Genomic DNA, 23,230 nt, shown 5'->3' on the forward strand with positions numbered 1-23,230 from the left:
TTTCGCAATAGATTGCGAAAAAACTCCTTATTTATTTTTACGCCTTTTTCTCCTGTAGCATATACATAAGAAAAAGGAGGGATAAAGATGGGGATTGTTGAAACAGCTGAATGGCTACATTTATATTATGGACGGCCAGAAAAACTTTGTGAGAAATTTACGAAGTATATTCCGTTGCCAAAAGAAAGGTTGTATCGCTTTTTAATTTCAAAAGGGATGTATCGCCCGATCATGCGCGGAGAAAAGGAAATTAAAGAATTAGAGGAAAAGGAAATTTGGAAAGAATTGAGCCTGGAGTATGATAAACTGAAAAATTGGTTAAAAGGTCCAGATGTCCCTGTCTTTATTTTATTATCAGATTCCTATAATCGAACTGTACAAGAAGAGTATAACGGTAGGGCTGGATTATCTATGCGTCATGTTATTTTCTTATTCGTATGTGGGCGGAATTCGGTAGAAGAATTAAAAGTGTTATTGGCGCATGAATATCATCACATATGCAGGTTACATCAAATTGAGACGAAAGAAACAGAATATACATTACTTGATACGATGATTATGGAAGGGCTAGCGGAACAAGCAGTAACAGAAAGGTATACAGAAAAAAACAATGCACCGTGGACGGCGTATCTTTCAAAAGAAGAGGCTGTTTATTATTGGAAAAATGTTGTACATGAAAGAATAAGTATAAAACGAGGAACAAGGGAACATGACATCTTATTAAATGGCTTTCACTCTTATCCGAAGATGCTTGGCTATGCGCTTGGATTTCATATTGTCAAAGATTGTGTAACTTTGGAAGGAGAAGATACACTTTCTTTATTATCTATAGATGCAAAAGAAATATTGAATAAAGCAAATACATTTCATATATAAAAAAACAGGAATTCTATTTCCTGTTTTTTTAGTATTAATAGAAGAAAAAATAATAATTAGAATATATTTCCTCAAGTGGAATAAAGTTAAGCAAAAATGAACATAATGATTGGTACAAACAGTAGTGAAGTGAGGGGTAGTGAATGTTATATCTACATGATGTATGGGTAAATTGGTTTGAAGGTGAAGAGAATGGGTATAACGTTTGTCATTTTTACGAATGGCGGAAAGATGATACGATTGAGCTATTAGATCAAGTGCCATTATTAAAAGTAGATGCCACATTATATCATTACATCGAGAACGAATTGTTAGAGCTTCCGCAAAAAATGCTGGAAGACGTACATCATAAGGCTTATATTCGTAAAAATCATGAACGTTTGCAGCAAGAGTATTGCTTTGTTGTTACAGATGGGAAAGGCATTATTGCCATTGACACAATTGGTTACAATGTACCAATTCGCAAAAGTAGACTTATACCACGCCAAGAGCAGATGGTATATGAGATGGTAGAAAACGTACAAGCAGAAAAGTATGAGTTCCAAGTAGAAGAAACAGAAAAAGAACATCATATTTTATCACCATCGCCTTTCATTATGAATGGCTTGACTCGTAAAGAAAGACAGCTAAAACAATTATTATTTATGGCGTTAGATCAATTACATACAACGAAAAACACAGCAGAAATTCGCTATTGGTTCACAGAGTGGGATCCATCAGCATATGGAATGGTTCAACATATGGAATTTGAAGATATTTGGGCTAAGCTGTATGATGAAGCGAAAGCTGGCTGGTCTGATAAGCACGAACAATTATGCGAGCGTCTCGTAAAAGGACAGCCATTTTTTGAAAAGTTATGGGAAATGGAAAATGAGCAAAAGGTAAATTAAAAAACCGCCAATTGGCGGTTTTTTAATTTTGTAGAAATCTAGTTCCAGCGGCAAGAATGTTCGGTGGCTTCGCGCCTCCCTGCGAGGCAAAAAGCGCCTCTACGTCAGGAGCTCCATCCCCCTCACATTCTAAACGAGCTCTTCGCGTCTAAGAACCTTCCCCACAAGAAGGTAAAAAGCACCTTCTGTGGGAAAGAACCTTAGCCGTCAGGGCTAAGCAGTCGCCTCCGCTTTTTGTAGAAATCCAGCTCCGGCAGCGAGCTCTTCGTGTCTAAGAACCTTCCGCATAAGAAGACAAAAAGCGTCTTCTATGCGAAAGAACCTTATCCAGTCAGAGCTGAACGAGCTGCCTCCGCTTTATATGTTACCTACGTTTTCTGCTTAGTCCCATTGCGTTTTCTACTTTGCGTAGTTGTTTGAATGCAACGCGGTTTGCTTTTTCTGCACCTTTGTCTAGGATTTCGTCTAGTTCTGGTGAGTTGATTAGTTCGTTATATTTGTCTTGGATTGGACGAATAGCTTCTACGACTACTTGCGCTAGGTCGCCTTTGAAGTCGCCGTATCCTTTTCCTTCGTACATTGCTTCGATTTCTTCAACTGTTTTTCCAGAGAATGAAGAGTAGATTGTTAATAAATTAGAGATACCAGGTTTGTTTTCCTTATCAAATTTCACAATACCTTCAGAGTCAGTTACAGCACTCTTAATTTTCTTTTCAATTGTTTTTGGCTCATCAAGCATACTAATCATTGATTTTGGATTCGGATCAGATTTACTCATTTTTTTCGTAGGCTCTGTTAATGACATAACGCGAGCTCCTACTTTTGGAATGCGAATTTCAGGCATTGTGAAGATTTCGCGGTAACGTTTGTTGAAACGCTCTGCTAAGTCACGTGTTAATTCGATATGTTGCTTTTGGTCATCACCAACCGGCACGATTTCAGTGTTGTAAAGTAAAATATCAGCAGCCATTAATGGTGGATACGTAAGTAATCCAGCTGGAACTGAATCTCTACCAGAAGCTTTATCTTTATATTGCGTCATACGTTCTAATTCTCCAACGTAAGCAACAGATTGCATGATCCATCCTAGTTGAGCGTGTGCTGGTACTTCTGATTGTACAAATAAAGTAGCTTTTTCAGGATCGATGCCGCATGCTACATAAAGTGCAGCAAGACTGCGGATGTTTTTACGAAGCCCGACGGGATCTTGAGGTACTGTAATCGCATGTTGGTTTACAATACAGAAATAACAGTCGTGTTCATTTTGAAGCTCTGTAAACTGCTTCATTGCTCCTAAATAGTTTCCAAGTGTAATCGTTCCACTTGGTTGAATACCAGAAAAGATAACTGACATAAGTAATTCCTCCTAAAATAGAATGCGTGATGTGGGGAAGAGAAGGCAAACAAAAAAGCCCATTCATCCCAAAAACTATAGGGACGAATGGACCGTGGTACCACCCTAATTATTTCACTACTGTGAAATCTCTCTAATCCATAATAACGTTTGGATATAACGCCAAAGCCTACTACTTTCGGTTCGGTTTGGTGCTCAAAAGCCCATTCCATACTGTACAATTACTTGTTCACACCAACCACAAGCTCTCTGAAATTGCCTCAATATGTACTCTTCTTTATCATCGCATACATATAAATTTATTTATTGTTACTTGAGCTCTTTTAATATGAAAGAACTAAAGTTTTATAACAAAATGTTTTGCTGATTATTATATCATATGGGATAGTGTTTGCAAACTACATCAAAATAGTAAAGCTAATGAGGGTCGAGAACAACCCAAGGAAGATACCTGTAATACAAATTGGATATGTCCATTTGAATGAATATGTTTTATAAATACGTTCTTTCTTATCTGTAGGTTCCTCGACTTCTTCAATTAAAGAGTCAATCTTTTTGTTCGTACCAAATACTCTTTGGAATGCGTAAATGGTTACATTGAAAAAACCATTTTGAAATATGTATAAAAAACCGCCGATAAGAATAAAAAACAGTGCAATATAAAACAAAATGTTGACAAAGTTCAACAAAAATTGAGATGAAATGAGGAATGCACCAATACTAGAAGCAATCATCGCTATAAAAATTAGTATACAAGTATGAAAAAAAACTTTATTCAAAATATTCCCCTCCGTCAAAATATTACTAGAATTATTATACTATAAAAGCTATAATAAGTACTAGGATTAATTTTTTGAAAATTATACGCAATTAAAGGTCTGATTTTAAGATGATGGTAGCAATGTTAATGTATCCCTTTACGAAAAATTAAAAATATAAATATTTTATTAAAAATTTTAACAAAAAAACAAAAAACTATATTCACAATTGTTATATTATATGTATAATGAAAATTGTAGAAACTTGGAGATTATTCTTTCAATTCTACTTTTTAACAAGTGAGGGTACAGGAAGTGCAATTAGGGGAGGCAACACAACATGAAGAAAAAGATACCGTTATTACTTGCATCAACTTTAACTGCAAGTATGTTGCTTAGCGCGTGTAGCTACCAAAAAGATGACGCAAAAGCAAAAGGGAAAGAGAACGCTACGAGTAGTAGTAACGGAAAACAGATTCTTAATTTAACAGAGTTATCTGAAATTCCGTCAATGGATGCATCATTGGCATCTGATTCTTCATCTTCTACAGCATTAAATAATACGATGGAAGGTTTATATCGTATTGGCAAAGATCAAAAGAGAATGCCTGGAGTTGCAGAAGATGTCGAAAAGCTAGATGATGGGAAGAAATACATATTTAAATTAAGAAAAGATGCGAAATGGTCGAATGGGGAACCTGTAACAGCTAAAGATTTTGTGTATTCATGGAAAAGAGCAGTAAATCCAGATACAAAAGCAACGTATTCGTACATTATGTTCGATATTAAAAATGCAGAGAAAATTCATAAAAAAGAATTACCTGCTGACCAATTAGGTGTAAAAGCGATTGATGATTATACATTAGAAGTAGAATTAGACAATCCCGTTCCTTACTTTATCGATTTAACAGTTTATCCAGTATTTTACCCACTAAATGAAAACTTTGTAAAAGCACAAGGGGATAAATTTGGTTTAGAGGCAAATACAACATTATATAACGGTCCATTCGTTATGAGTGATTGGAAACATGAACAAAGTTTCCAATTCAAGAAGAATCCTTCATATTGGGATAATAAAACGGTTAAAATCGAAGAAATCAACTTTAATATTGTAAAAAATACAGCAACTGATGTAAATTTATATGAGACAAACGCGATTGATCGAGCGGCTTTAACGTCTGAATTTGTTGATAAGTTTAGAAAAAGCCCAGAGTTCCAAACAAGAAAAGAAGCAGGGGTTGCTTACTTAAGATTTAATCAAAGTAATCAGTACTTAAGTAATAAAAACTTAAGAAAAGCAATTTCAATGTCCTTTGACCGTGATAACATTGCAAAAGTTATTTTAAATAACGGTGCAATTGGAGCTTACGGATTTGTTGGAAAAGATTTCGCTGAAGGTCCGAATAAAAAAGATTTCCGAGCTGAAAATGGAAAGCTAGTTGAAACAAATCCAAAAGAAGCGAAAAAGCTTTGGGAAACAGCGAAGAAAGAGCTTGGAACTGATAAAATCGAACTAGAATTCTTAAACTTTGATAATGAAGATGCTAAAAAAGTTGGGGAATTCTTAAAAGGTGAGATGGAAAAGAACTTACCAGGTTTATCAATTAAAATTAAACAGCAACCATTCGCACAAAAAAATAAATTAGAAGATTCTCAGCAATATGATATTGCGTTTGGTATTTGGGGACCAGATTTCCCAGATCCAATCTCATATTTAGATATGTTTGTTACGAATGGTTCTCAAAATAAAACAGGGTATTCTAATCAGAAATATGATGAGTTAATCCTAAAAGCTAAAACAGATACAAAAGATTTACAAGCTCGCTGGGACAACCTTCTAGAAGTAGAGAAGATGTTAATTAAAGAGGATGCAGTTATCACTCCAATCTTCCAAAAAGGTTCAGCGTATGTAGTAAAAGGTGCCGTAAAAGATATTATCCCAATTAACTATGGTGGTAAATTAACTTACAAATGGGCATCTGTTGAACAAAAATAATCTTTTTTTCCATCGTTTACAAGGGTATATGCCTATGATGGGCATATGCTCTTATTTTAAAAAAATAAAAGTAAGAATATTTTAAACTATCTTATTGCTTTTGAGAAAAACGGGGAGGTGCTTGATATGGGACGTTATGTATTAAAACGTTTCGTGTACATGGCTTTGACATTATTTTTAATTACTACACTGACTTTCTTTTTGATGAAATTACTTCCGGGTTCTCCGCTTAAAAACCAGGAGAAGCTATCACCGGCACAAAAAGAAATCATTCTTGAAAAATACGGATTGAATGATCCGGTACCAGTTCAATACGCACGTTACTTAGGTAACCTAGCAAAAGGTGATTTAGGGGTATCATTCCAATATGATAACCGCCCAGTAACAGACATGATTGTGGATCGTATTGGACCATCAGCCCAATTAGGTTTACAAGCGATTATATTAGGAACATTTATCGGTTTAATTTTAGGTATTGTTGCCGCACTTCGTAATAATACGTGGGTAGATTATAGTGCAACAGTTATTTCGGTACTCGGAATGTCGGTACCATCATTCGTATTCGCCGCATTACTGCAATATTTCGTAGGGGTAAAACTTGGCTGGTTCCCAGTAGCATTCTGGAAAGGACCAGAGTTTACTGTAATGCCTACAATTGCATTATCGATGGGAGTTATCGCAACAATCGCACGTTTCTCTCGTGCAGAATTAATTGAAGTTATGCAAGCCGATTACATTTTAACAGCGAAAGCGAAAGGAATTAGCCAAGGCGTTATTATTGTCAAACATGCACTTCGTAATGCGTTAATTCCAGTTGTAACAATTTTAGGACCAATGGTTGCGGCATTAATTACAGGAACACTTGTTATCGAGCAAATTTATGCTGTACCAGGACTTGGGGAACAATTCGTTAAATCGATTACTTTAAATGACTATACAGTTATTATGGGAACTACGATTTTCTATAGTGCAATCTTCATTTTAGTTATTTTCATTGTCGATATTTTATACGGAATTATTGATCCTCGTATTCGTTTAGCGGGAGGGAAAAAATGATGAAAGATGTACAAAAATTATCTCCAGATTTATTTCAACAAGCCAATCAAAATAATGTTGATAATGAAGTCATTGCCCGTCCAAGCCTAACGTTTTGGCAAGATGTAAGAAGACGTTTATTCCAACATAAAGGTGCGATGCTTGGCCTTGTATTATTAGTTATCATTGCACTATTAGCGATTTTTGGACCGATGGTAAGTAAACACTCGTATAAAGAGCAAGATTTAGGTCGAGCGAAATTACCACCAAAAATTCCAGTTATTGAAAATGTTCATTGGTTACCATTTGACGGTACAGATCAATATGGTGTTGACCAATATGAAAAACGTGATATTAAAGAGTACTTCTGGTTTGGTACAGATGATCTTGGCCGTGACTTATGGACAAGAACATGGGAAGGTACACGCGTATCATTATATATCGCTCTTTTAGCAGCAGCAATTGACTTAGTAATTGGGGTTGCATACGGAGGTATTTCAGCATTCTACGGCGGTAGAGTAGATAACATTATGCAACGTATTATGGAGATTATTAACGGTATTCCATACTTAATCATCGTTATTTTAATGGTAATCATTATGGGATCTGGTATTTGGTCAATTACACTCGCGATGGCGATTACAGGTTGGATAGGGATGTCGCGTATTGTTCGTGGACAAATCTTAAAGTTAAAAAACCAAGAATATGTATTAGCATCTCGTACATTAGGTGCAACAAATACACAATTAATTGTGAAACATTTAATTCCAAACGTAATGGGACCTATTATCGTAATGACAATGTTTACAATTCCATCAGCGGTGTTTGGTGAAGCGTTCTTAAGTTTCATCGGTTTAGGAATTCAGCCGCCATTTGCGTCACTAGGTTCTCTTGTAAATGATGGTTATAAATCTATTCAAACGTATCCGCATATGATGTTCATCCCTGCGGTTGTCATCAGTATATTAATTTTAGCGTTTAACTTAATGGCAGACGGATTACGCGACGCGTTAGATCCAAAAATGCGTAAGTAAAAGAGGGGAGAGGCAAAGATGAAAACATTGTTAGAGGTAAAAGATTTACAAGTCTCCTTTGATACACATGCAGGTGAAGTACAAGCTGTACGCGGCGTTACTTTTGATTTGAAAAAAGGAGAAACATTGGCGATTGTAGGAGAATCTGGTTCAGGGAAATCAGTTACTTCTAAAGCGTTAATGGGATTAATTCCGAATCCTCCTGGACGCATTAAAAATGGTGAAATCGTATTTGAAGGTCGTGACTTAACGAAATTAACAGAAAAAGAAATGCAGCAAGTACGCGGTAAAGATATCGCGATGATTTTCCAAGATCCAATGACATCATTAAACCCAACGATGACAATTGGAAATCAAATTATGGAAGGTCTAATTAAACACCAAGGGATGAGTAAAGCAGATGCACGTAAAGTTGCTTTAGAATTAATTGACCTTGTAGGTATTCCAAATCCAGAAGCTCGTTTAAAACAATATCCTCACCAATTCTCAGGTGGTATGAGACAGCGTGTAGTTATTGCGATGGCGTTAGCTTGTAACCCGAAATTATTAATTGCCGATGAGCCGACAACAGCGCTAGACGTTACGATTCAGGCACAAATTTTAGAACTTATGAAAGACATTCAGCAAAAAACAGAAGCAGCAATCATTTTCATTACGCATGACTTAGGTGTAGTAGCAAACGTTGCGGACCGAGTGGCAGTTATGTACGCTGGTAAAGTTGTTGAAATTGGAACTGTAGATGAAATTTTCTACAATCCGAAACATCCATATACTTGGGGTTTAATCGCATCTATGCCAAGTTTAGATGGTTCAGAAGAAGAGTTATATGCAATCCCTGGAACGCCTCCAGATTTATTGAAGCCGCCAAAGGGAGATGCTTTTGCACCACGTAACCCACAGGCACTGAAAATTGATTTTGAAATGGACCCACCTTTATTTAAAGTAAGTGATACGCACTATGCGGCAACTTGGTTACTTCACGAGCAAGCTCCAGAAGTAAAACCGCCAGCAGTCGTTGAAAAACGCATTCTTCAAATGAAAGCAGGTGAACAACATGACTAAACAACGTGAGAAATTAATTGAAGTAAAAAATGTAAAGCAGCACTTCGACGTGAGTGGTGGTGTTGTCAAAGCGGTTAATGATATTTCATTTGATATTTACCGCGGAGAAACATTTGGTCTTGTAGGAGAATCAGGTTGTGGTAAATCGACAACTGGAAGAACGATTATTCGTTTATATGATGCAACTGCTGGTGAAGTATTGTTCGATGGTGAAAACGTACATGGTAAGAAATCACGCGCAGAACTGAAGAAATTCAACCGTAAAATGCAAATGATTTTCCAAGATCCATACGCATCATTAAATCCTCGTATGACAGTAGGGGATATTATCGCAGAAGGTATTGATATTCACGGATTAGCGAAAAGTAAAAAAGAGCGCATGGACCGTGTTCATGAACTATTAAACACAGTTGGTTTAAATAAAGAGCACGCAAACCGTTTCCCACACGAATTCTCAGGTGGACAACGTCAGCGTATCGGTATCGCTCGAGCGCTTGCTGTAGACCCAGAATTTATCATTGCCGATGAGCCGATCTCAGCACTTGACGTATCGATTCAGGCGCAAGTTGTAAACTTACTGAAAAAGTTACAAAAAGAAAAAGGTTTAACATACTTATTCATCGCCCATGATTTATCAATGGTAAAATACATTAGTGATCGTATTGGTGTAATGTACCGTGGCCAAATCGTTGAGTTAACAACAAGTGATGAATTATATGCGAATCCAATTCATCCATATACGAAATCACTATTATCAGCGATTCCACTTCCAGATCCAGATTATGAGCGCAATCGTAAACGTATCGTATATGATCCATCACAACATAATTATGGTAGTGAAGCACCAACAATGCGTGAAATTCGCCCGGGACATTTCGTACTATGTTCGGAAACGGAGTACAAGAAATATAAAGAGATTTATCAATAAGAAAAAGAGCCATTCTTCTGTTATGGAAGGATGGCTCTTTTTCTACTATATAAAAGAATTGTATACATTTGTCGGTCAGTCGATATATTTAAAGAATCGCCGATATAAATCTCATGTATCATTAGTGATATCCATATGCAAAATTACTGAACTTGAACAGAAACATTCTCCTCTTGTTCTTCAGGTTTAACAAGTGCATAACGCTCCCACGCTCTACTTTTCCAGCGGAAGAACATAATAATGGCACGTGTCCATTCGTCGATGGCGATTGCTAGCCAAATACCAACGAGCCCCATATCTAAATGAAAGGCGAAAAAGTAACCTAGTGGTAAACTCATTAACACCATAGAGAATGCACCGATTAAAACAGGATATTTTGCATCACCAGCTGCACGAAGCGAATTAATGATGACGATATTCATCGTACGTCCCGTTTCAAGTAGTACACTTAGTAAAAGAACACTTGCGCCTAACCCGATAATGTACGGATTATCTGTAAACAGTCCCATTAATTGTGTACGGAATGTAATAACGAGAGCGACCATACATAAAGTTACACCAATCGCCCATTTTACACTTTTCCACAAGCGTTCGTATGCTTCATCTTTTTCGCCACCACCAACGAGGCGGCCAATAATAATGGCTGTTCCCATACCAATTGCAATAGCGAATAAATAAGTGAACATAGAAATGTTCGTAGCGTATTGTCTAGCCGCTAACGATTCCGTTCCTAAATATGTTGCATAGTATAAGAAGACAATTTGACAAGCTTGATACATAACTTGCTCAAAAGCAGATGGAATCCCGATTTTTAAAATTTTCCCGATATATTCTTTTGATAAGGTGAAATAATATTGTAATTTCACACGATATTCCATAACGCGGTATAGTAACCAGAAGAAAACAATAAGCGCTATAAGTCGGCTGACAGCAGAAGAAATGGCAGCCCCTTGTACACCGAGCTCAGGGAAACCAAATTTCCCGAAAATGAGTACATAGTTTCCAGCGATATGAATCATATTCATTCCGAGTGAAATAAACATCGCTTGCTTTGTGAAACCGTGTACACGGATAATTGCGGCTAATGAGTTAATAATAGCTTGTAGGAAGATGGCTCCTCCGACGATAGATAAGTAGTTTTGCGCATACGTTAGTACATCGCCTTGTAAGTTCATTGCGAGCATCATATGTTTCGAAAATAAAAGAAAACCAGCGCTTATAACGAGCCCAACTATTAAATTTAATGTGACGGCTAATGCTGATATTTTAGATGCTTCCATAAAGCGTTTGGAACCGAGGTATTGAGATACGACGATAGCTGCGCCGTTCCCGATGACTTCTAGTACCAAAATAGCGATATGGAGGTATTGATTCGCTGCACCAACCCCAGATACAGCATCGTCTGATAATGCACTTAACATGAAAGTATCAGCGATCCCCATTAACATAAAAAGAAAAACTTCTAGAAAAATAGGCCATGTTAATAAGAATAAACTTAATTTCTCAGTAGGCCCGTTTTTTGCCTGAATTGCTGCCATGTCCGTCCCCTCTTTACCGATATCTATTTTTAGCAAAATGTATCGTAACATACTTTCTTAACCTTTGCACTCATTTTAGCCTACATATTTTTATTATGAAGAGAGTGCTATTTTATGATAAAAACAAAAGGATAATTATACATAAAGTATTATGAGATATAAAATTCATTTTTCTCTGATAATTTAGAAAAGTATAAAAATATTGTTTTTAACACTTTAGTAAGAATAATCAGCAATATGAAACGTTTACAAAGATTTATTTTTTAACAGGAAATTTTAATGAAATAGAAATATAAATATACAAAAAATATATTTGTGTGTATAATATGAATTATTAGAACATATATATATTTCTTTCTGTTTGAAAATGAAAGGGCTAACATTTTTATGGAGGGTGGAAGTATGAAAAAAAAGATGCCAGTTTTTGTAGTATCAACAGTAGCAATGAGCATGATGTTAGGGGCATGTAGCTACCAAAAAGATGAACCGCAAGCGAACGCAAAAGGGGATAGCGGGAAAAGCGGTGCGAAGCAAGTTATTAACTTAATTGAAACGCAAGAAATTCCAACGATGGATCCAGCGTTATCAGCTGATGCAGTTTCTTCAAGAGTAATGGGTAATACGATGGAAGGCTTATACAGTTTAGGAAAAGATGATAAGCTAGTTCCTGGTGTAGCGAAGGAATTCCAAAAATCAGAAGATGGTAAAAAATATACATTTAAATTACGTGAAGACGCAAAATGGTCAAATGGTGATCCTGTGACGGCAAAAGATTTCGTATACGCATGGCAAAGAGCGATTAACCCAGATACAGCTGCGAAATCAGCGTACATTATGTATGATATAAAAAATGCAGAGAAAATTAATAAAAAAGAGATGAGTCCGGATCAATTAGGGGTAAAGGCGATTGATGATTATACATTAGAAGTGGAATTAGATAATTCAATTCCATACCTTGTAGATTTAATGGTATATCCAATCTTCTATCCTGTGAATGAAAAGTTTGTGAAAGAGCAAGGTACGAAGTTTGGTTTGGAAGCGAATACAACGCTTTATAACGGACCATTTACATTAAGTGATTGGCAACATGAACGTAGCTTTAAAATGACAAAGAGCGCGTCATATTGGGACAATAAAGAAGTGAAGATTGAAGAAGTAAACTTTAATATTGTAAAAGATACATCTACGCCAATTAACTTATATGAAACAAATGCAATTGATCGAGCGTCGTTATTAGCGGAGTTTATTGATAAATATAAAGGAAAACCAGATTTCCAAACAGTAGAAGATACATCTGTATTCTTCCTTCGTTTAAATCAAAAAGATCCAGCTTTAGCAAATAAAAATATTCGTAAAGCAATTTCACTTGCTTTTGACCGTAAGCCATTCGTGGATACATTATTAAATAACGGTTCTAAGCCAGCAACAGGATTAATTCCTGATAACTTCATTAAAGGACCAGATAAAAAAGATTTCCGTGCTGTAAACGGGGATATTGTAAAACCAAACGTGAAAGAAGCGAAGAAATATTGGGAAGCTGGTAAAAAAGAACTTGGTAAAAATGAAATCGAATTAGAATTATTAAATGAAGATGTAGAGTTATCAAAGAAAACTGGTGAATATTTAAAAGGTGAATTAGAAAAGAATTTACCAGGTTTAACAGTAAAAATTAAACAACAACCATTCGCACAAAAACTAAAATTAGAAGATGCGGGCGATTATGTCATGTCATTCTCTGGATGGAGTGCGGACTTCCCAGATCCAATTACATATCTTGATATGTTTGTAACAGATGGGTCACAAAATAAGATGAAGTACTCTAATCCAAAATACGATGAAATCATTATGAAGGCGAAAAAAGATGGAAGCGATGTAAATGCTCGTTGGAAGAACTTATTAGAAGCAGAAAAAATGTTACTTGATGATGCTGCGATCGTTCCAGTATATCAACGTGGTAGAGCATATTTACAAAGAGATTCAATTAAAAATATGTATAACCATAAATATGGCGGCGATTTAAGCTTTAAATGGGCGTCAGTAGAGAAATAAAAAAAAAGCAGGTGATCGCCTGCTTTTTTTTTAATACGTTCGTTTCTTATAAATGCCTTTTCCGCCAACTTGGTTCCAGCCAGATTGTACATCCAAACTTTTGTTAACAAACTTCATTTTTTCTTTTCCACCAAAGAGCTTTTCGCCGATGCTATTTGTAATGACACCAATCAATGCTGTTATTCCGATGATGAGGGCAGCAACCGTAATAAAATCAATAAAAAAAGCAATCATTTGAAAACTCCCCCTTTGCCTGTCTGTATGTTTATTGTATGAGATAAAAAATGAAAAAGAAAGAAATGTCAGAAAAATATTTAATTTACTTTAGAAATCGTGTAGACAGGAGGGAGGATATTTGTTAAAATAAGAACAAACGTTCCTTTTCATTCTCATTTGTATAGTCTTACATTTCTTAATTGATTTATCAAGAAAAAGTAAGAAAACGTTCTCTTTTTCATAGGGAAGATTATAGATAAATAACTATATATTATATGAAAAATCTATGAGAAGTGAGTAGTAAAAGGATTGAAAGTTATTGTTAAAGTACAGCTGAAGTGAGCGTAATCATGTTACATAGCAGTGAAATACACGGAAGAGTTTTCTCAACTAGCAGGAAATTTACTGTATATTTCTTGCAAAATCTATTGTATAATGATTATAGAAGTTACTTATTAAAAGTAATTGTTGTTTATTATAAGTTGTTGCTTACATGAAATGCGATTTTTGTACTTTTCAATAAGACAAGTTATCGCGAAAAATTGCTGAAGTTAGAAATTAAAACTGTATTTAGTACAGAATTTGTACTCTTTAAGGAGAGTGAGCTTTGTATGGTAACATTATATAGTTCTCCAAGCTGTACGTCTTGTAGAAAGGCGAAATTATGGCTAGAGGAAAATCATATTCCCTATACAGAACGTAATATTTTCTCAGATCCATTAACGATTGAGGAAATTAAAGAGATTTTACGTATGACAGAAAGCGGAACGGATGAGATTATTTCTACTCGTTCGAAAGTTTTCCAAGAATTGAATGTAAACTTAGAGTCTTTACCACTTCAAGATTTATATAAGATGATTCGTGACTATCCAGGGATTTTACGTCGTCCAATTATGATTGACGAGAAACGCCTTCAAGTTGGTTACAACGAAGACGAAATTCGTCGTTTCTTACCACGTACAGTAAGAACGTTCCAATTACGTGAAGCACAACGTCTTGTAAATTAATTATAATAATATGAAAACCTTCTACCTATTATATAGTAGAAGGTTTTTTTTAATGTTTCACATTGCGTAATCGAACTTGTTGTACGATAAAGCCGATGCATAAAATAGTGAAAATGAACAAATAAGGAATGCTTGTAGTGAAACTTGGATTGTTATGAAAAAAGGTTGCAAGTCTGTCTTCATGTGTAACCATTTTTCCTGCAGTATAGGCAAGAATCGCTGCACCGCAATAAATGAGGAATGGAAATCGTTCCATAAGTATTAAAATAAGTTTGCTGCCCCAAATAATAATCGGGATAGAAATGAGTAAGCCGATTATGACGAGTAAAAATCTCCCGTGAGCTGCACCTGCAATGGCAATAACATTATCAAACCCCATAACGAGATCCGCGAAAACAATTGTCCGCACAGCTTGAAATAAAGTTGTTTTTCCTTGAATAGAAGAAAGATCGTTGCTATTATCGGTTAATAAATTGACTGCAATTAATGTAAGTAAAACCCCGCCAATCAATTGTAGAAATGGAATGTCGAGTAAATAGACAGCTAGTATAGTAAGGATGATTCTTAGTACAATCGCTAAAAGAGTACCGATCAAAATAGCCTTATTTCGTTTCGATTCAGGTAAATTTCGGCTAGCTAGTGCGATGACGATTGCATTGTCACCACCTAATACAACATCGATACCGACAATCATTAGTACGGATGTTAAAAACTCTAAGTCCATTCGTCTGCCTCCATTTATGATGTTTTAATAAGCGAACTATATGTATGTGATGAAGAAAGTTGTTGTTAAATAATCTCTTCTAATAGAAGTTTCACTTTATTACAGTGTACGGGGGAATGTGGAAATGTATGTCCAAATTTTTTGTAAGTAAGAAATCGCTATAATAATATATTTATGTAGTTTATCGAGTAAAGATAGGCATATAACTATTTTTGTAAAATAAATCGATTTTATTTCCATTCTGGAGAATCTTATCATAAAATGAGAGTACAAGAATCTATTGATTTGTCATATGAGTGGGGAATCCCTTCATAACAATTCTAAGCAGGAAGGGAGAGTTGTATTTTGGATATTGAAAGAATTAATGATCATACGATGAAATTTTTTATTACGTACATTGATATAGAGGATAGAGGATTTAATCGTGAAGAAATTTGGTATGATCGCGAACGAAGTGAAGAGCTCTTTTGGGAGATGATGGACGAAGCTCGTGATCATGACGATTTCTTTATTGATGGACCGTTATGGATTCAAGTGCAAGCAGTCGATAAAGGGATTGAAGTACTTGTCACGAAAGCAGAGCTTTCAAAGGACGGACAAAAGCTGGAACTACCGATAGGGGTAGACAAAATTATAGATATTCCTCTAGATGAAGGCATCGAATCATTATTCCAACAAGAATTAGTCGAAGAGGTAGAAGAACAAACAGGAACAAACTTTAATGAAGATGGTACGTTTGGCTTTTTAATTAAATTTAATGATTTTGAAGATGTCATTTCATTAAGTCATCGTCTTATCTTTGAAGATATAAAAGATGAGCTGTATTCATTTGAGGACCGCTATTATGTATATGTGGAATTCGATGAAGTGCTACATGATGAAGAAGAAATCGATCGTATTTTAAGTATTATTTTAGAATATGGAGAAGAATCAACTTTAACAATTCATCGTGTAAGTGAGTATGGAAAACAAATTGTGAAAGAGCATGCGCTTGAAACGATTCGCAATAATTTTCCTGCTAAAACGTAGGCCGATTTCTGTAGTATGAAATCGGCTTTTTATATGAAGAATAGGAAAGCTTTCTTAGTTAGGAGGTAAGAGATGAAAAATACGTTAAAGCTGATTTTCTTTATACTGCTATTGTTCGCATTATTTGTTTCGTTACGTATGTTTATTGATGTAGCATTTTATTCAGATGTGATTGGGATAAAAGATGTTTCGATTTTAGGTATTATTAGTATTTTATTTACAGTATCTGCGTTTTTAATTGGTTGCGTTATTTTCTTAGAAAATCGACATCCATCTAAAACACTTACATGGTTAATTGTTTTAGGAATTTTTCCGGTATTTGGTTTCTTTGCTTATTTATTATTCGGACAAAATTTTCGAAGAAAAAGAATGTTCCAAAAGAAGGCGTTACTTGATGAACAGGCGTTTTTACAATATAAAGGGCATGAAGATTACGAAGAACGAATTTTACGCAATCATAAGCATCAAGAACTGTTATTTCGTTTAGCGGATCGATTAGGAGCTTTAAATATTTCATTTCAAACTGAAACGAGGACATTAACAAATGGAGATGAAACGTTTCGGGCTATTTTAAATGGGTTAAAACGAGCGAAACATCACATTCATATGGAATATTACATTGTGCGTGATGATAAATTAGGAACAGAAATTAAAGATATTTTAATACAAAAATCGAAAGAAGGCGTTGTTGTTCGCTTTTTATATGATGCGGTTGGAAGTTTTAAGTTATCGAAATCGTATATTGAAGAATTAAACGATGCAGGTGTAGAAATGATTCCATTCTTTCCTGTGCGCTTTCCGATTTTAAACGATAAGATTAATTATCGAAATCATAGGAAAATTGTTGTGATTGATGGGAACGAAGGATTTGTAGGCGGATTAAATATCGGTGATGAGTATTTAGGGAAAAATAAATATTTTGGCTTTTGGCGAGATACGCATTTGTATTTACGTGGTGAAGCGGTTCAAAGTTTACAACTTATTTTCCTTCAAGACTGGTTTTATATGACGGGAGAGGCTGTGCTAGCCCCTGAATATTTACAAGCAAAAGCAGTTGAGGGTGATCATTGGGGAGGAGTGCAGCTAGTTGCAGGTGGCCCCGATAATAAGTGGGAAACGATTAAGCATTTATATTTCGCAATGATCGCTTCTGCTCGGAAATCAATTTGGATTGCAACGCCGTATTTTATTCCGGATGATGATATTTTATCCGCATTAAAGGTTGCTGCACTTGCTGGTATTGATGTTCGTTTATTAATGCCGAGTAAACCGGATAAGCGTACTGTCTTTTACGCATCGAGATCGTACTTCCCAGAGCTTTTAGATGCAGGAGTAAAGATATATGAATACGAAAAAGGTTTTCTTCATAGTAAAATTGTCATCGTTGATTCTGATTTAGCTTCAATTGGGACAGCTAATATGGATATGAGAAGTTTTCATTTGAATTTTGAAGTAAATGCCTTTTTATATGATACAGATAGCATTCGAAAACTTGTTCAAGACTTTAAAGATGATTTAGAAGAATCAAGTGAAATTCATGGTGATCATTTTCATAAAAGACGTCTTCATAGACGAATTGTTGAATCAACGTACCGATTATTATCACCTTTATTATAAAAAGAGATGTCCGAAATTGGGACATCTCTTTTTTAAAAGGAATTTGTAACAAATTGTAGAATATAAGGAGCTGAAAGGGTGTGATTACGATATTTATCGCTAAAAGAGAAAACGGTGAAAAAATTCATTTACTCTATAATTGTAATGAAGAGCTTTTGCGCCGTATGCGTCAACAAGAACGATTCTTTTGTGTAGCTTGCGGAAAGGAAGTGCAAATGAAATTAGGGAAACAAAAAAGTTGGCATTTTGCTCATAAAAAAGTGGATTCATGTCTTGCCTTTTATGAAGCGGAATCAAAGTATCATATGCATGGTAAAGAATTGTTATATAGATGGTTCAAACGTCAAAACTTTCAGGTGGATATAGAGTACTACCTCCCAGAAATTAAGCAACGACCAGATGTTTTTGTAGAGAGGGCGGGTAGAAAAATTGCAATTGAATACCAATGTGCAAACCTCGCTATAGAGCAGCTGTACAAAAGAACATATTCGTATTGGCAAGCTGGTATACAGGTCATTTGGATCGTTGGTGGAAATCAATTGAAAAAGCAATCTGCATATTGGATGAAATTTTCCTCACTTATGGCTTTCTCCTTACAATCTTATCCTCAGCCACTTCTTATTTTCTTCTGTCCGAAACAAAAATCATTTATGAAATGTGCATTTGTCACTCCCTTTTCTACAAATGTTTTTTTCTCACATACTATATATTTACCAACTGATGCGACTACTTTTGAAATGCTTTTTTCTCCTGTTCCTTTCGGGAAAGAAAGATTGGGTGAAGAGTGGAAGAAGAGAAAGAAAAACTTTCGCCAAAATGCCTTACCGATTTGGAATTATAATTATAAGTCATTATTACGCCTCTTATATCAATTTAAATGTACCCCAGCGAGCTTTCCTTCTGAAATTGGTGTTCCACTCCCTTCTGCATTTGCTTTTCAAACAAACCCATTTATATGGCAAGCTTTTCTATATATGAAGTGTATAGGGGAGCTTGCAGTGGGAGAGTGTATTTCTCTTCAATACGTGTGTAGTTATGTAAAAAGGTATACGAAAAGGCGGATACTTCCGTACTTTTCGCAGCACATATGGAAAATGGCAGTTACTGAATATATGACATTTTTATGCTATATAGGTGTTTTACGTAAAGTGAGAACTTATACGTACCGAAAAATAAGGGATGCCGTGATGTTAAAAACAGAGGAGGAAATTATGAAACATGATGAGATTTGCTTAATACATGCGCTATCTTTATTTGAGGCAAATTTTAACATGAGAGGAGGAAAAGCGGATATAATAAAGAATGATTGTGAAGGAATTACATAAGAAAAAAACGAATTGTACTTAAGTAGAGATATTTAAAGGAGGGCTTAAAGAATGTCTGAACAAAACAAAGCGAAAGCATTACCAGATCGCAACGAGATTGAAGAAGCAAGTACGTGGCGATTAGAAGATATTTTCCAAACGGATGCAGAATGGGAAAAAGAATTCCAAGCTATTAAAGAGCTATTACCGAAGTTAACTGAATTTAAAGGGAAACTTGGTGACTCTGCGGACAATTTACTTGAGGCATTGCAATATGAAGATGAAATATCAATGCGATTAGGTAAGTTATATACATATGCTCATATGCGTTACGATCAAGATACAACAAACTCTGTATATCAAGCATTAAATGATCGTGCAACAAATTTATATTCACAAGTATCTAGTAGCACAGCGTATATTGTGCCTGAAATTTTATCGATTTCAGAAGATACATTGCAAACATTCTTGAAGGAAAATAGAGATTTAAGTGTATATGAACATGCATTAGAAGAAATTACACGTCAACGCCCGCACGTATTATCAGAAGCTGAGGAAGCTTTATTAGCGGAAGCATCTGAAGTAATGAGTTCATCAAGCAATACATTTGGTATGTTGAATAACGCGGATTTAAAATTCCCATCTATTAAAGGGGAAGACGGAGAAGAAATAGAAATTACACATGGCCGTTACATTCAGTTTTTAGAAAGTGATGATCCTCGTGTTCGCAAAGATGCATTTAAAGCTGTATATGAAACGTACGGAAAATTTAAAAACACATTCGCAAGTACGTTAAGCGGAGCAGTAAAACGTAATAATTTCAATGCGCGTGTTCGTAAATATGATTCTGCTCGCCAAGCTGCACTGAGCAATAATAATATTCCGGAAGCAGTATACGATCAACTCGTTGAAACAGTAAATGACAACTTACATTTATTACACCGTTACATCGATATTCGTAAGCGTGCACTAGGACTTGATGAGCTTCATATGTATGATTTATATACACCACTTGTACCAGAAGTGAAAATGAATGTGAAATACGAAGAAGCGCAAGACCTTTTATTAAAATCTTTAAACGTACTTGGTGATGAATATGTTGATATTTTGAAAGAGGCATATGAAAATCGCTGGGTAGATGTGTATGAGAATAAAGGAAAACGAAGCGGGGCATATTCATCTGGTGCATATGGAACAAATCCGTATATTTTAATGAACTGGCATGATAATGTAAATAATTTATTTACACTTGCTCATGAGTTTGGTCATTCGGTGCATAGTTACTATACAAGAAAAACACAACCGCACGTATATGGTGATTATTCCATCTTCGTAGCAGAAGTGGCATCTACTTGTAATGAAGCACTTCTAAATGATTATTTATTAAAAACGACAGAAGATAAGAAAGAGCGTCTATATTTATTAAATCATTATTTAGAAGGGTTCCGTGGTACTGTATTCCGTCAAACGATGTTTGCAGAGTTTGAACATATTATTCATAAGAAAGTACAAGAAGGACATGCTGTTACGCCAGACATGTTAACGGAAATTTACTATGATTTAAATAAGAAATATTTCGGTGACGCTTTAGTAATCGACGAAGAGATTGGTTTAGAATGGTCTCGTATTCCACACTTCTACTACAACTATTACGTATATCAATACGCAACAGGATTTAGTGCAGCGACAGCTCTATCTAAACAGATTTTAGAAGAAGGACAACCAGCAGTAGAACGTTATATTAACGAGTTCTTAAAAGCAGGAAGCTCTGATTATCCAATTGAAGTGCTGAAAAAAGCAGGAGTAGATATGGCATCTCCTGAACCAGTAAAAGAGGCACTACAAGTATTTGAAGAGAAATTAAATGAATTAGAAGCATTATTATTTGAAGAAAAGTAATGAAAAAAGACGAGGGATTGTATCCTCGTCTTTTTGTTGAATAGATTCAATGTCGATATTTGTCGGAGAGAAAGGTGAATTTCTTTGTTTTTCTAACTGAAAGGATAGTTTTACGACTGATTTTTAAAATTAAAACCCTTTGAATCGTTTTTTATAATTGAAATAAGAGAGAGTGATAACGATGATTCCAAATAAAAGAGGTAAGGCAATAATTTTAGGAAAAGCTTGTAGTAGAGAGAGGATGTACAAGAAAAAAGAAACGATGACAGCTAGAAAGAGAAGAGCAATATAAGATTTTTTCATAAATAAACCCCCTAAATGACCTTTTTTATAGCTTATTCAAAAATGAAAACGTTTAGAATGTGACAAAAGTGTGAAATTCGACAAAAGGGGTTGTCATCTGACGTCGAATCTTGTAATATAATAAGCGTGAACGAATTCACATACAAACATATACCCCTTTGTTTGAACGTGAAAATTTCTCCCATCCCCTTTAATATTTTTATAAGCCGTAAAGAAAAAGACCTGGTGTTTACACCAGGTCTTTTTCTTTTGCTATCCATTTCCAATAACGTTCGCATTTTACTTCTATCATTTGTACTTTTCGTTTCAGTTGTAATTTTTTTAGTTCGCGTTCAATTTCTTGTTGCGGACAATCATAAATAAATGCTACTTCTTTTGAAGATATAAATTGTGTTGCTTCTAGTAACACTTCTAAAGGTGGTAATGGTTCTGGCTCAATTTCACATTTTACAAGTTCTTTCAATAATTGTACGTATACATCGTAGGAATAATTTCCAGCGATTTTAATACCTTCTTCATCTGAGTTCGCATGAAAAAAGACGAGGGAAGGTATTTCTGTAATATGCATTTCATTCGTGAATTTCAAGTCACATTGGAAAGCTTTTTTTGCACTAGCAGAATGTAGATCTTTTTTAAATTCTTCTACATCAATATTGCTATCTTTCGCACATGCAAGTAATAGTTCGCAGTCAGGGTTTGATACATTTTCAAGGAAAATGTATTCTTGGAGTTTTCGCAAAAACTTCGAACCTGCTTTTCGGCCTTGCAACTCCGCTGCCTTAATTGCCATCGAAACTAAATATGGTGTTGACGATGCTTCTTGCATATGTACCTTTCCATCACATGAAAAACCTTGTAAACTGGTTGTCTTTTCCCACACAAATCGAATATTAGCAGGTTTATTCCATTTGTGTGAGGAAGCGTTCGTTCCATCCACTTTTCCTGTTACGATATGACGAATAGAGAAGTATTTCCCGTATTCAAGCCATAGTTTAATAATAAAAGGCTCAATTTCCCAGCAATCTTTACAAAGTGGATCAATAAATAAATATGCTTCTACAGACTTATGCTCGCATGCGGAAGGAGATGGCATATTTATATGCTTTGCTTCCTGCTTATCCATTACACTTCACCTGTTTCGTTTGGAGTATTAACCATATGCTGAGCGGTTAATGCTAAACGTTCAAAAACAAACTCTCTTATATGACCATGAACTCCAGTATCATCCATTGCTTGCTCCATACATGATAGCCAAGCCTCTGCTCGTTTTGGAGTAATCTCAAACGGAAGATGGCGTGCTCTTAACATAGGATGACCATGTTCTTCAGTGTACAAATTAGGACCACCTAAATATTGTGTTAAAAATTGCTTCTGCTTCCTAGCGGTTTCTGTTAAATCTTCCGGGAAGATGGGAGATAAGTCAGGGTGTTTACTGACATAGGAATAAAATGTATCTACTAATATTGCAATGCATTGTTCACCGCCAATTGCTTCAAATGGTGTCATCGGTTGCTTGCTCATCCTTTATAAACTCCTTTTTCCATGAAATGTATATCTATTGTAGCAATGGAATGTTCGAGAGGGCAAATAAACAGCTTTCTCAAAGATTCT

The 23,230-nt window shown here is 35.3% G+C and carries 21 protein-coding genes and 1 other annotated feature; of the genes, 13 read left to right on the forward strand and 8 right to left on the reverse strand.

Translation table 11 applies throughout. The features are described 5' to 3' along the window. The first annotated feature begins 87 nt into the window (after positions 1-87). Both C3Y97_RS05955 and C3Y97_RS05960 read left to right on the forward strand, forming a co-directional pair. Complete coding sequence (locus tag C3Y97_RS05955; protein ID WP_000513277.1) at positions 88-876, forward strand: DUF2268 domain-containing putative Zn-dependent protease; 789 nt, start codon at positions 88-90, stop codon at positions 874-876. A 143-nt stretch (positions 877-1,019) separates the two neighbouring features. Beyond that, positions 1,020-1,766: a YjbA family protein gene (locus tag C3Y97_RS05960; RefSeq protein ID WP_050252206.1), complete on the forward strand. Its 747-nt coding sequence runs from the start codon at positions 1,020-1,022 to the stop codon at positions 1,764-1,766. 364 nt (positions 1,767-2,130) lie between these two features. Here the strand turns inward: C3Y97_RS05960 and trpS are convergent, their stop codons facing one another. Beyond that, the gene (gene trpS, locus C3Y97_RS05970) at positions 2,131-3,120 is read right to left on the reverse strand and encodes a tryptophan--tRNA ligase (RefSeq protein ID WP_000110982.1); all 990 of its coding nucleotides are present in this window, start codon (positions 3,118-3,120) and stop codon (positions 2,131-2,133) included. Between the two features lie 76 nt (positions 3,121-3,196). Continuing rightward, positions 3,197-3,413, reverse strand: a binding site (T-box leader). 105 nt (positions 3,414-3,518) lie between these two features. Then, positions 3,519-3,899, reverse strand: coding sequence for a DUF3899 domain-containing protein (locus C3Y97_RS05975; protein WP_001044997.1), 381 nt, complete (start codon positions 3,897-3,899; stop codon positions 3,519-3,521). 319 nt (positions 3,900-4,218) lie between these two features. Between C3Y97_RS05975 and C3Y97_RS05985 the strand changes: the two genes are divergently transcribed. From C3Y97_RS05985 to C3Y97_RS06005, 5 genes are all read left to right on the forward strand, one after another. Next, on the forward strand, positions 4,219-5,874 hold the full coding sequence (locus C3Y97_RS05985; protein ID WP_000727217.1) for a peptide ABC transporter substrate-binding protein: 1,656 nt from the start codon (positions 4,219-4,221) through the stop codon (positions 5,872-5,874). Between the two features lie 126 nt (positions 5,875-6,000). After that, positions 6,001-6,930, forward strand: coding sequence for an oligopeptide ABC transporter permease (gene opp3b / locus C3Y97_RS05990; protein ID WP_000534167.1), 930 nt, complete (start codon positions 6,001-6,003; stop codon positions 6,928-6,930). Further along, a complete protein-coding gene (gene opp3C / locus C3Y97_RS05995) occupies positions 6,927-7,943 on the forward strand; it encodes an oligopeptide ABC transporter permease (RefSeq protein ID WP_000974106.1) in 1,017 nt (338 codons plus the stop codon). Before opp3b ends, opp3C begins: the two co-directional genes overlap by 4 nt. Before the next feature lie 18 nt (positions 7,944-7,961). Further along, complete coding sequence (locus tag C3Y97_RS06000) at positions 7,962-9,005, forward strand: ABC transporter ATP-binding protein (protein ID WP_000854346.1); 1,044 nt, start codon at positions 7,962-7,964, stop codon at positions 9,003-9,005. Further along, positions 8,998-9,933 carry an ABC transporter ATP-binding protein gene (locus C3Y97_RS06005; protein ID WP_136363196.1) on the forward strand — a complete coding sequence of 312 codons (936 nt, stop codon included), beginning with the start codon at positions 8,998-9,000 and terminating at the stop codon, positions 9,931-9,933. The genes C3Y97_RS06000 and C3Y97_RS06005 overlap by 8 nt, the downstream gene beginning before the upstream one ends. 143 nt (positions 9,934-10,076) lie before the next feature. Here C3Y97_RS06005 and C3Y97_RS06010 read toward each other — a convergent pair whose 3' ends face one another. Continuing rightward, the gene (locus tag C3Y97_RS06010) at positions 10,077-11,522 is read right to left on the reverse strand and encodes an MATE family efflux transporter (RefSeq protein WP_002164600.1); all 1,446 of its coding nucleotides are present in this window, start codon (positions 11,520-11,522) and stop codon (positions 10,077-10,079) included. Between the two features lie 351 nt (positions 11,523-11,873). Between C3Y97_RS06010 and C3Y97_RS06015 the strand changes: the two genes are divergently transcribed. Beyond that, entirely contained in the window at positions 11,874-13,520 is a 1,647-nt protein-coding gene (locus C3Y97_RS06015) for a peptide ABC transporter substrate-binding protein (protein WP_000728609.1), read from the forward strand. Positions 13,521-13,550: 30 nt separating this feature from the next. Here the strand turns inward: C3Y97_RS06015 and C3Y97_RS06020 are convergent, their stop codons facing one another. Next, complete coding sequence (locus C3Y97_RS06020; protein ID WP_000559971.1) at positions 13,551-13,754, reverse strand: hypothetical protein; 204 nt, start codon at positions 13,752-13,754, stop codon at positions 13,551-13,553. A 593-nt stretch (positions 13,755-14,347) separates the two neighbouring features. Between C3Y97_RS06020 and spx the strand changes: the two genes are divergently transcribed. Next, entirely contained in the window at positions 14,348-14,743 is a 396-nt protein-coding gene (gene spx, locus C3Y97_RS06025) for a transcriptional regulator Spx (protein ID WP_000258267.1), read from the forward strand. 49 nt (positions 14,744-14,792) lie between these two features. On the opposite strand, the gene C3Y97_RS06030 is transcribed toward spx, so the two are convergent. Continuing rightward, complete coding sequence (locus C3Y97_RS06030; protein ID WP_000362607.1) at positions 14,793-15,467, reverse strand: TerC family protein; 675 nt, start codon at positions 15,465-15,467, stop codon at positions 14,793-14,795. A 345-nt stretch (positions 15,468-15,812) separates the two neighbouring features. Here C3Y97_RS06030 and mecA point away from each other — a divergent pair, with 345 nt between their 5' ends. The 4 genes from mecA (at position 15,813) to pepF (ending at position 21,316) form a co-directional block, all read left to right on the forward strand. Continuing rightward, positions 15,813-16,496, forward strand: a complete 684-nt coding sequence (gene mecA, locus C3Y97_RS06035) for an adaptor protein MecA (protein ID WP_000350713.1) — start codon at positions 15,813-15,815, stop codon at positions 16,494-16,496. Between the two features lie 72 nt (positions 16,497-16,568). After that, a complete protein-coding gene (locus C3Y97_RS06040; RefSeq protein WP_000799194.1) occupies positions 16,569-18,113 on the forward strand; it encodes a cardiolipin synthase in 1,545 nt (514 codons plus the stop codon). An 80-nt stretch (positions 18,114-18,193) separates the two neighbouring features. Next, complete coding sequence (locus tag C3Y97_RS06045) at positions 18,194-19,438, forward strand: competence protein CoiA (protein ID WP_000628316.1); 1,245 nt, start codon at positions 18,194-18,196, stop codon at positions 19,436-19,438. Positions 19,439-19,489: 51 nt separating this feature from the next. Beyond that, positions 19,490-21,316: an oligoendopeptidase F gene (gene pepF / locus C3Y97_RS06050; protein ID WP_000003348.1), complete on the forward strand. Its 1,827-nt coding sequence runs from the start codon at positions 19,490-19,492 to the stop codon at positions 21,314-21,316. A 129-nt stretch (positions 21,317-21,445) separates the two neighbouring features. On the opposite strand, the gene C3Y97_RS27765 is transcribed toward pepF, so the two are convergent. The 3 genes from C3Y97_RS27765 to C3Y97_RS06060 all read right to left on the reverse strand — a co-directional run bounded on the left by C3Y97_RS27765 (position 21,446) and on the right by C3Y97_RS06060 (position 23,140). After that, on the reverse strand, positions 21,446-21,619 hold the full coding sequence (locus C3Y97_RS27765) for a hypothetical protein (protein WP_000750355.1): 174 nt from the start codon (positions 21,617-21,619) through the stop codon (positions 21,446-21,448). 229 nt (positions 21,620-21,848) lie between these two features. Beyond that, the gene (locus C3Y97_RS06055) at positions 21,849-22,742 is read right to left on the reverse strand and encodes a ClpXP adapter SpxH family protein (protein ID WP_000360645.1); all 894 of its coding nucleotides are present in this window, start codon (positions 22,740-22,742) and stop codon (positions 21,849-21,851) included. Beyond that, positions 22,742-23,140, reverse strand: coding sequence for a globin domain-containing protein (locus tag C3Y97_RS06060; protein WP_000043386.1), 399 nt, complete (start codon positions 23,138-23,140; stop codon positions 22,742-22,744). The genes C3Y97_RS06055 and C3Y97_RS06060 overlap by 1 nt, the downstream gene beginning before the upstream one ends. Positions 23,141-23,230 lie beyond the last annotated feature (90 nt).

The organism is Bacillus sp. DU-106 (assembly GCF_004799705.1).
Classification (GTDB): Bacteria; Bacillota; Bacilli; order Bacillales; family Bacillaceae_G; genus Bacillus_A; species Bacillus_A cereus.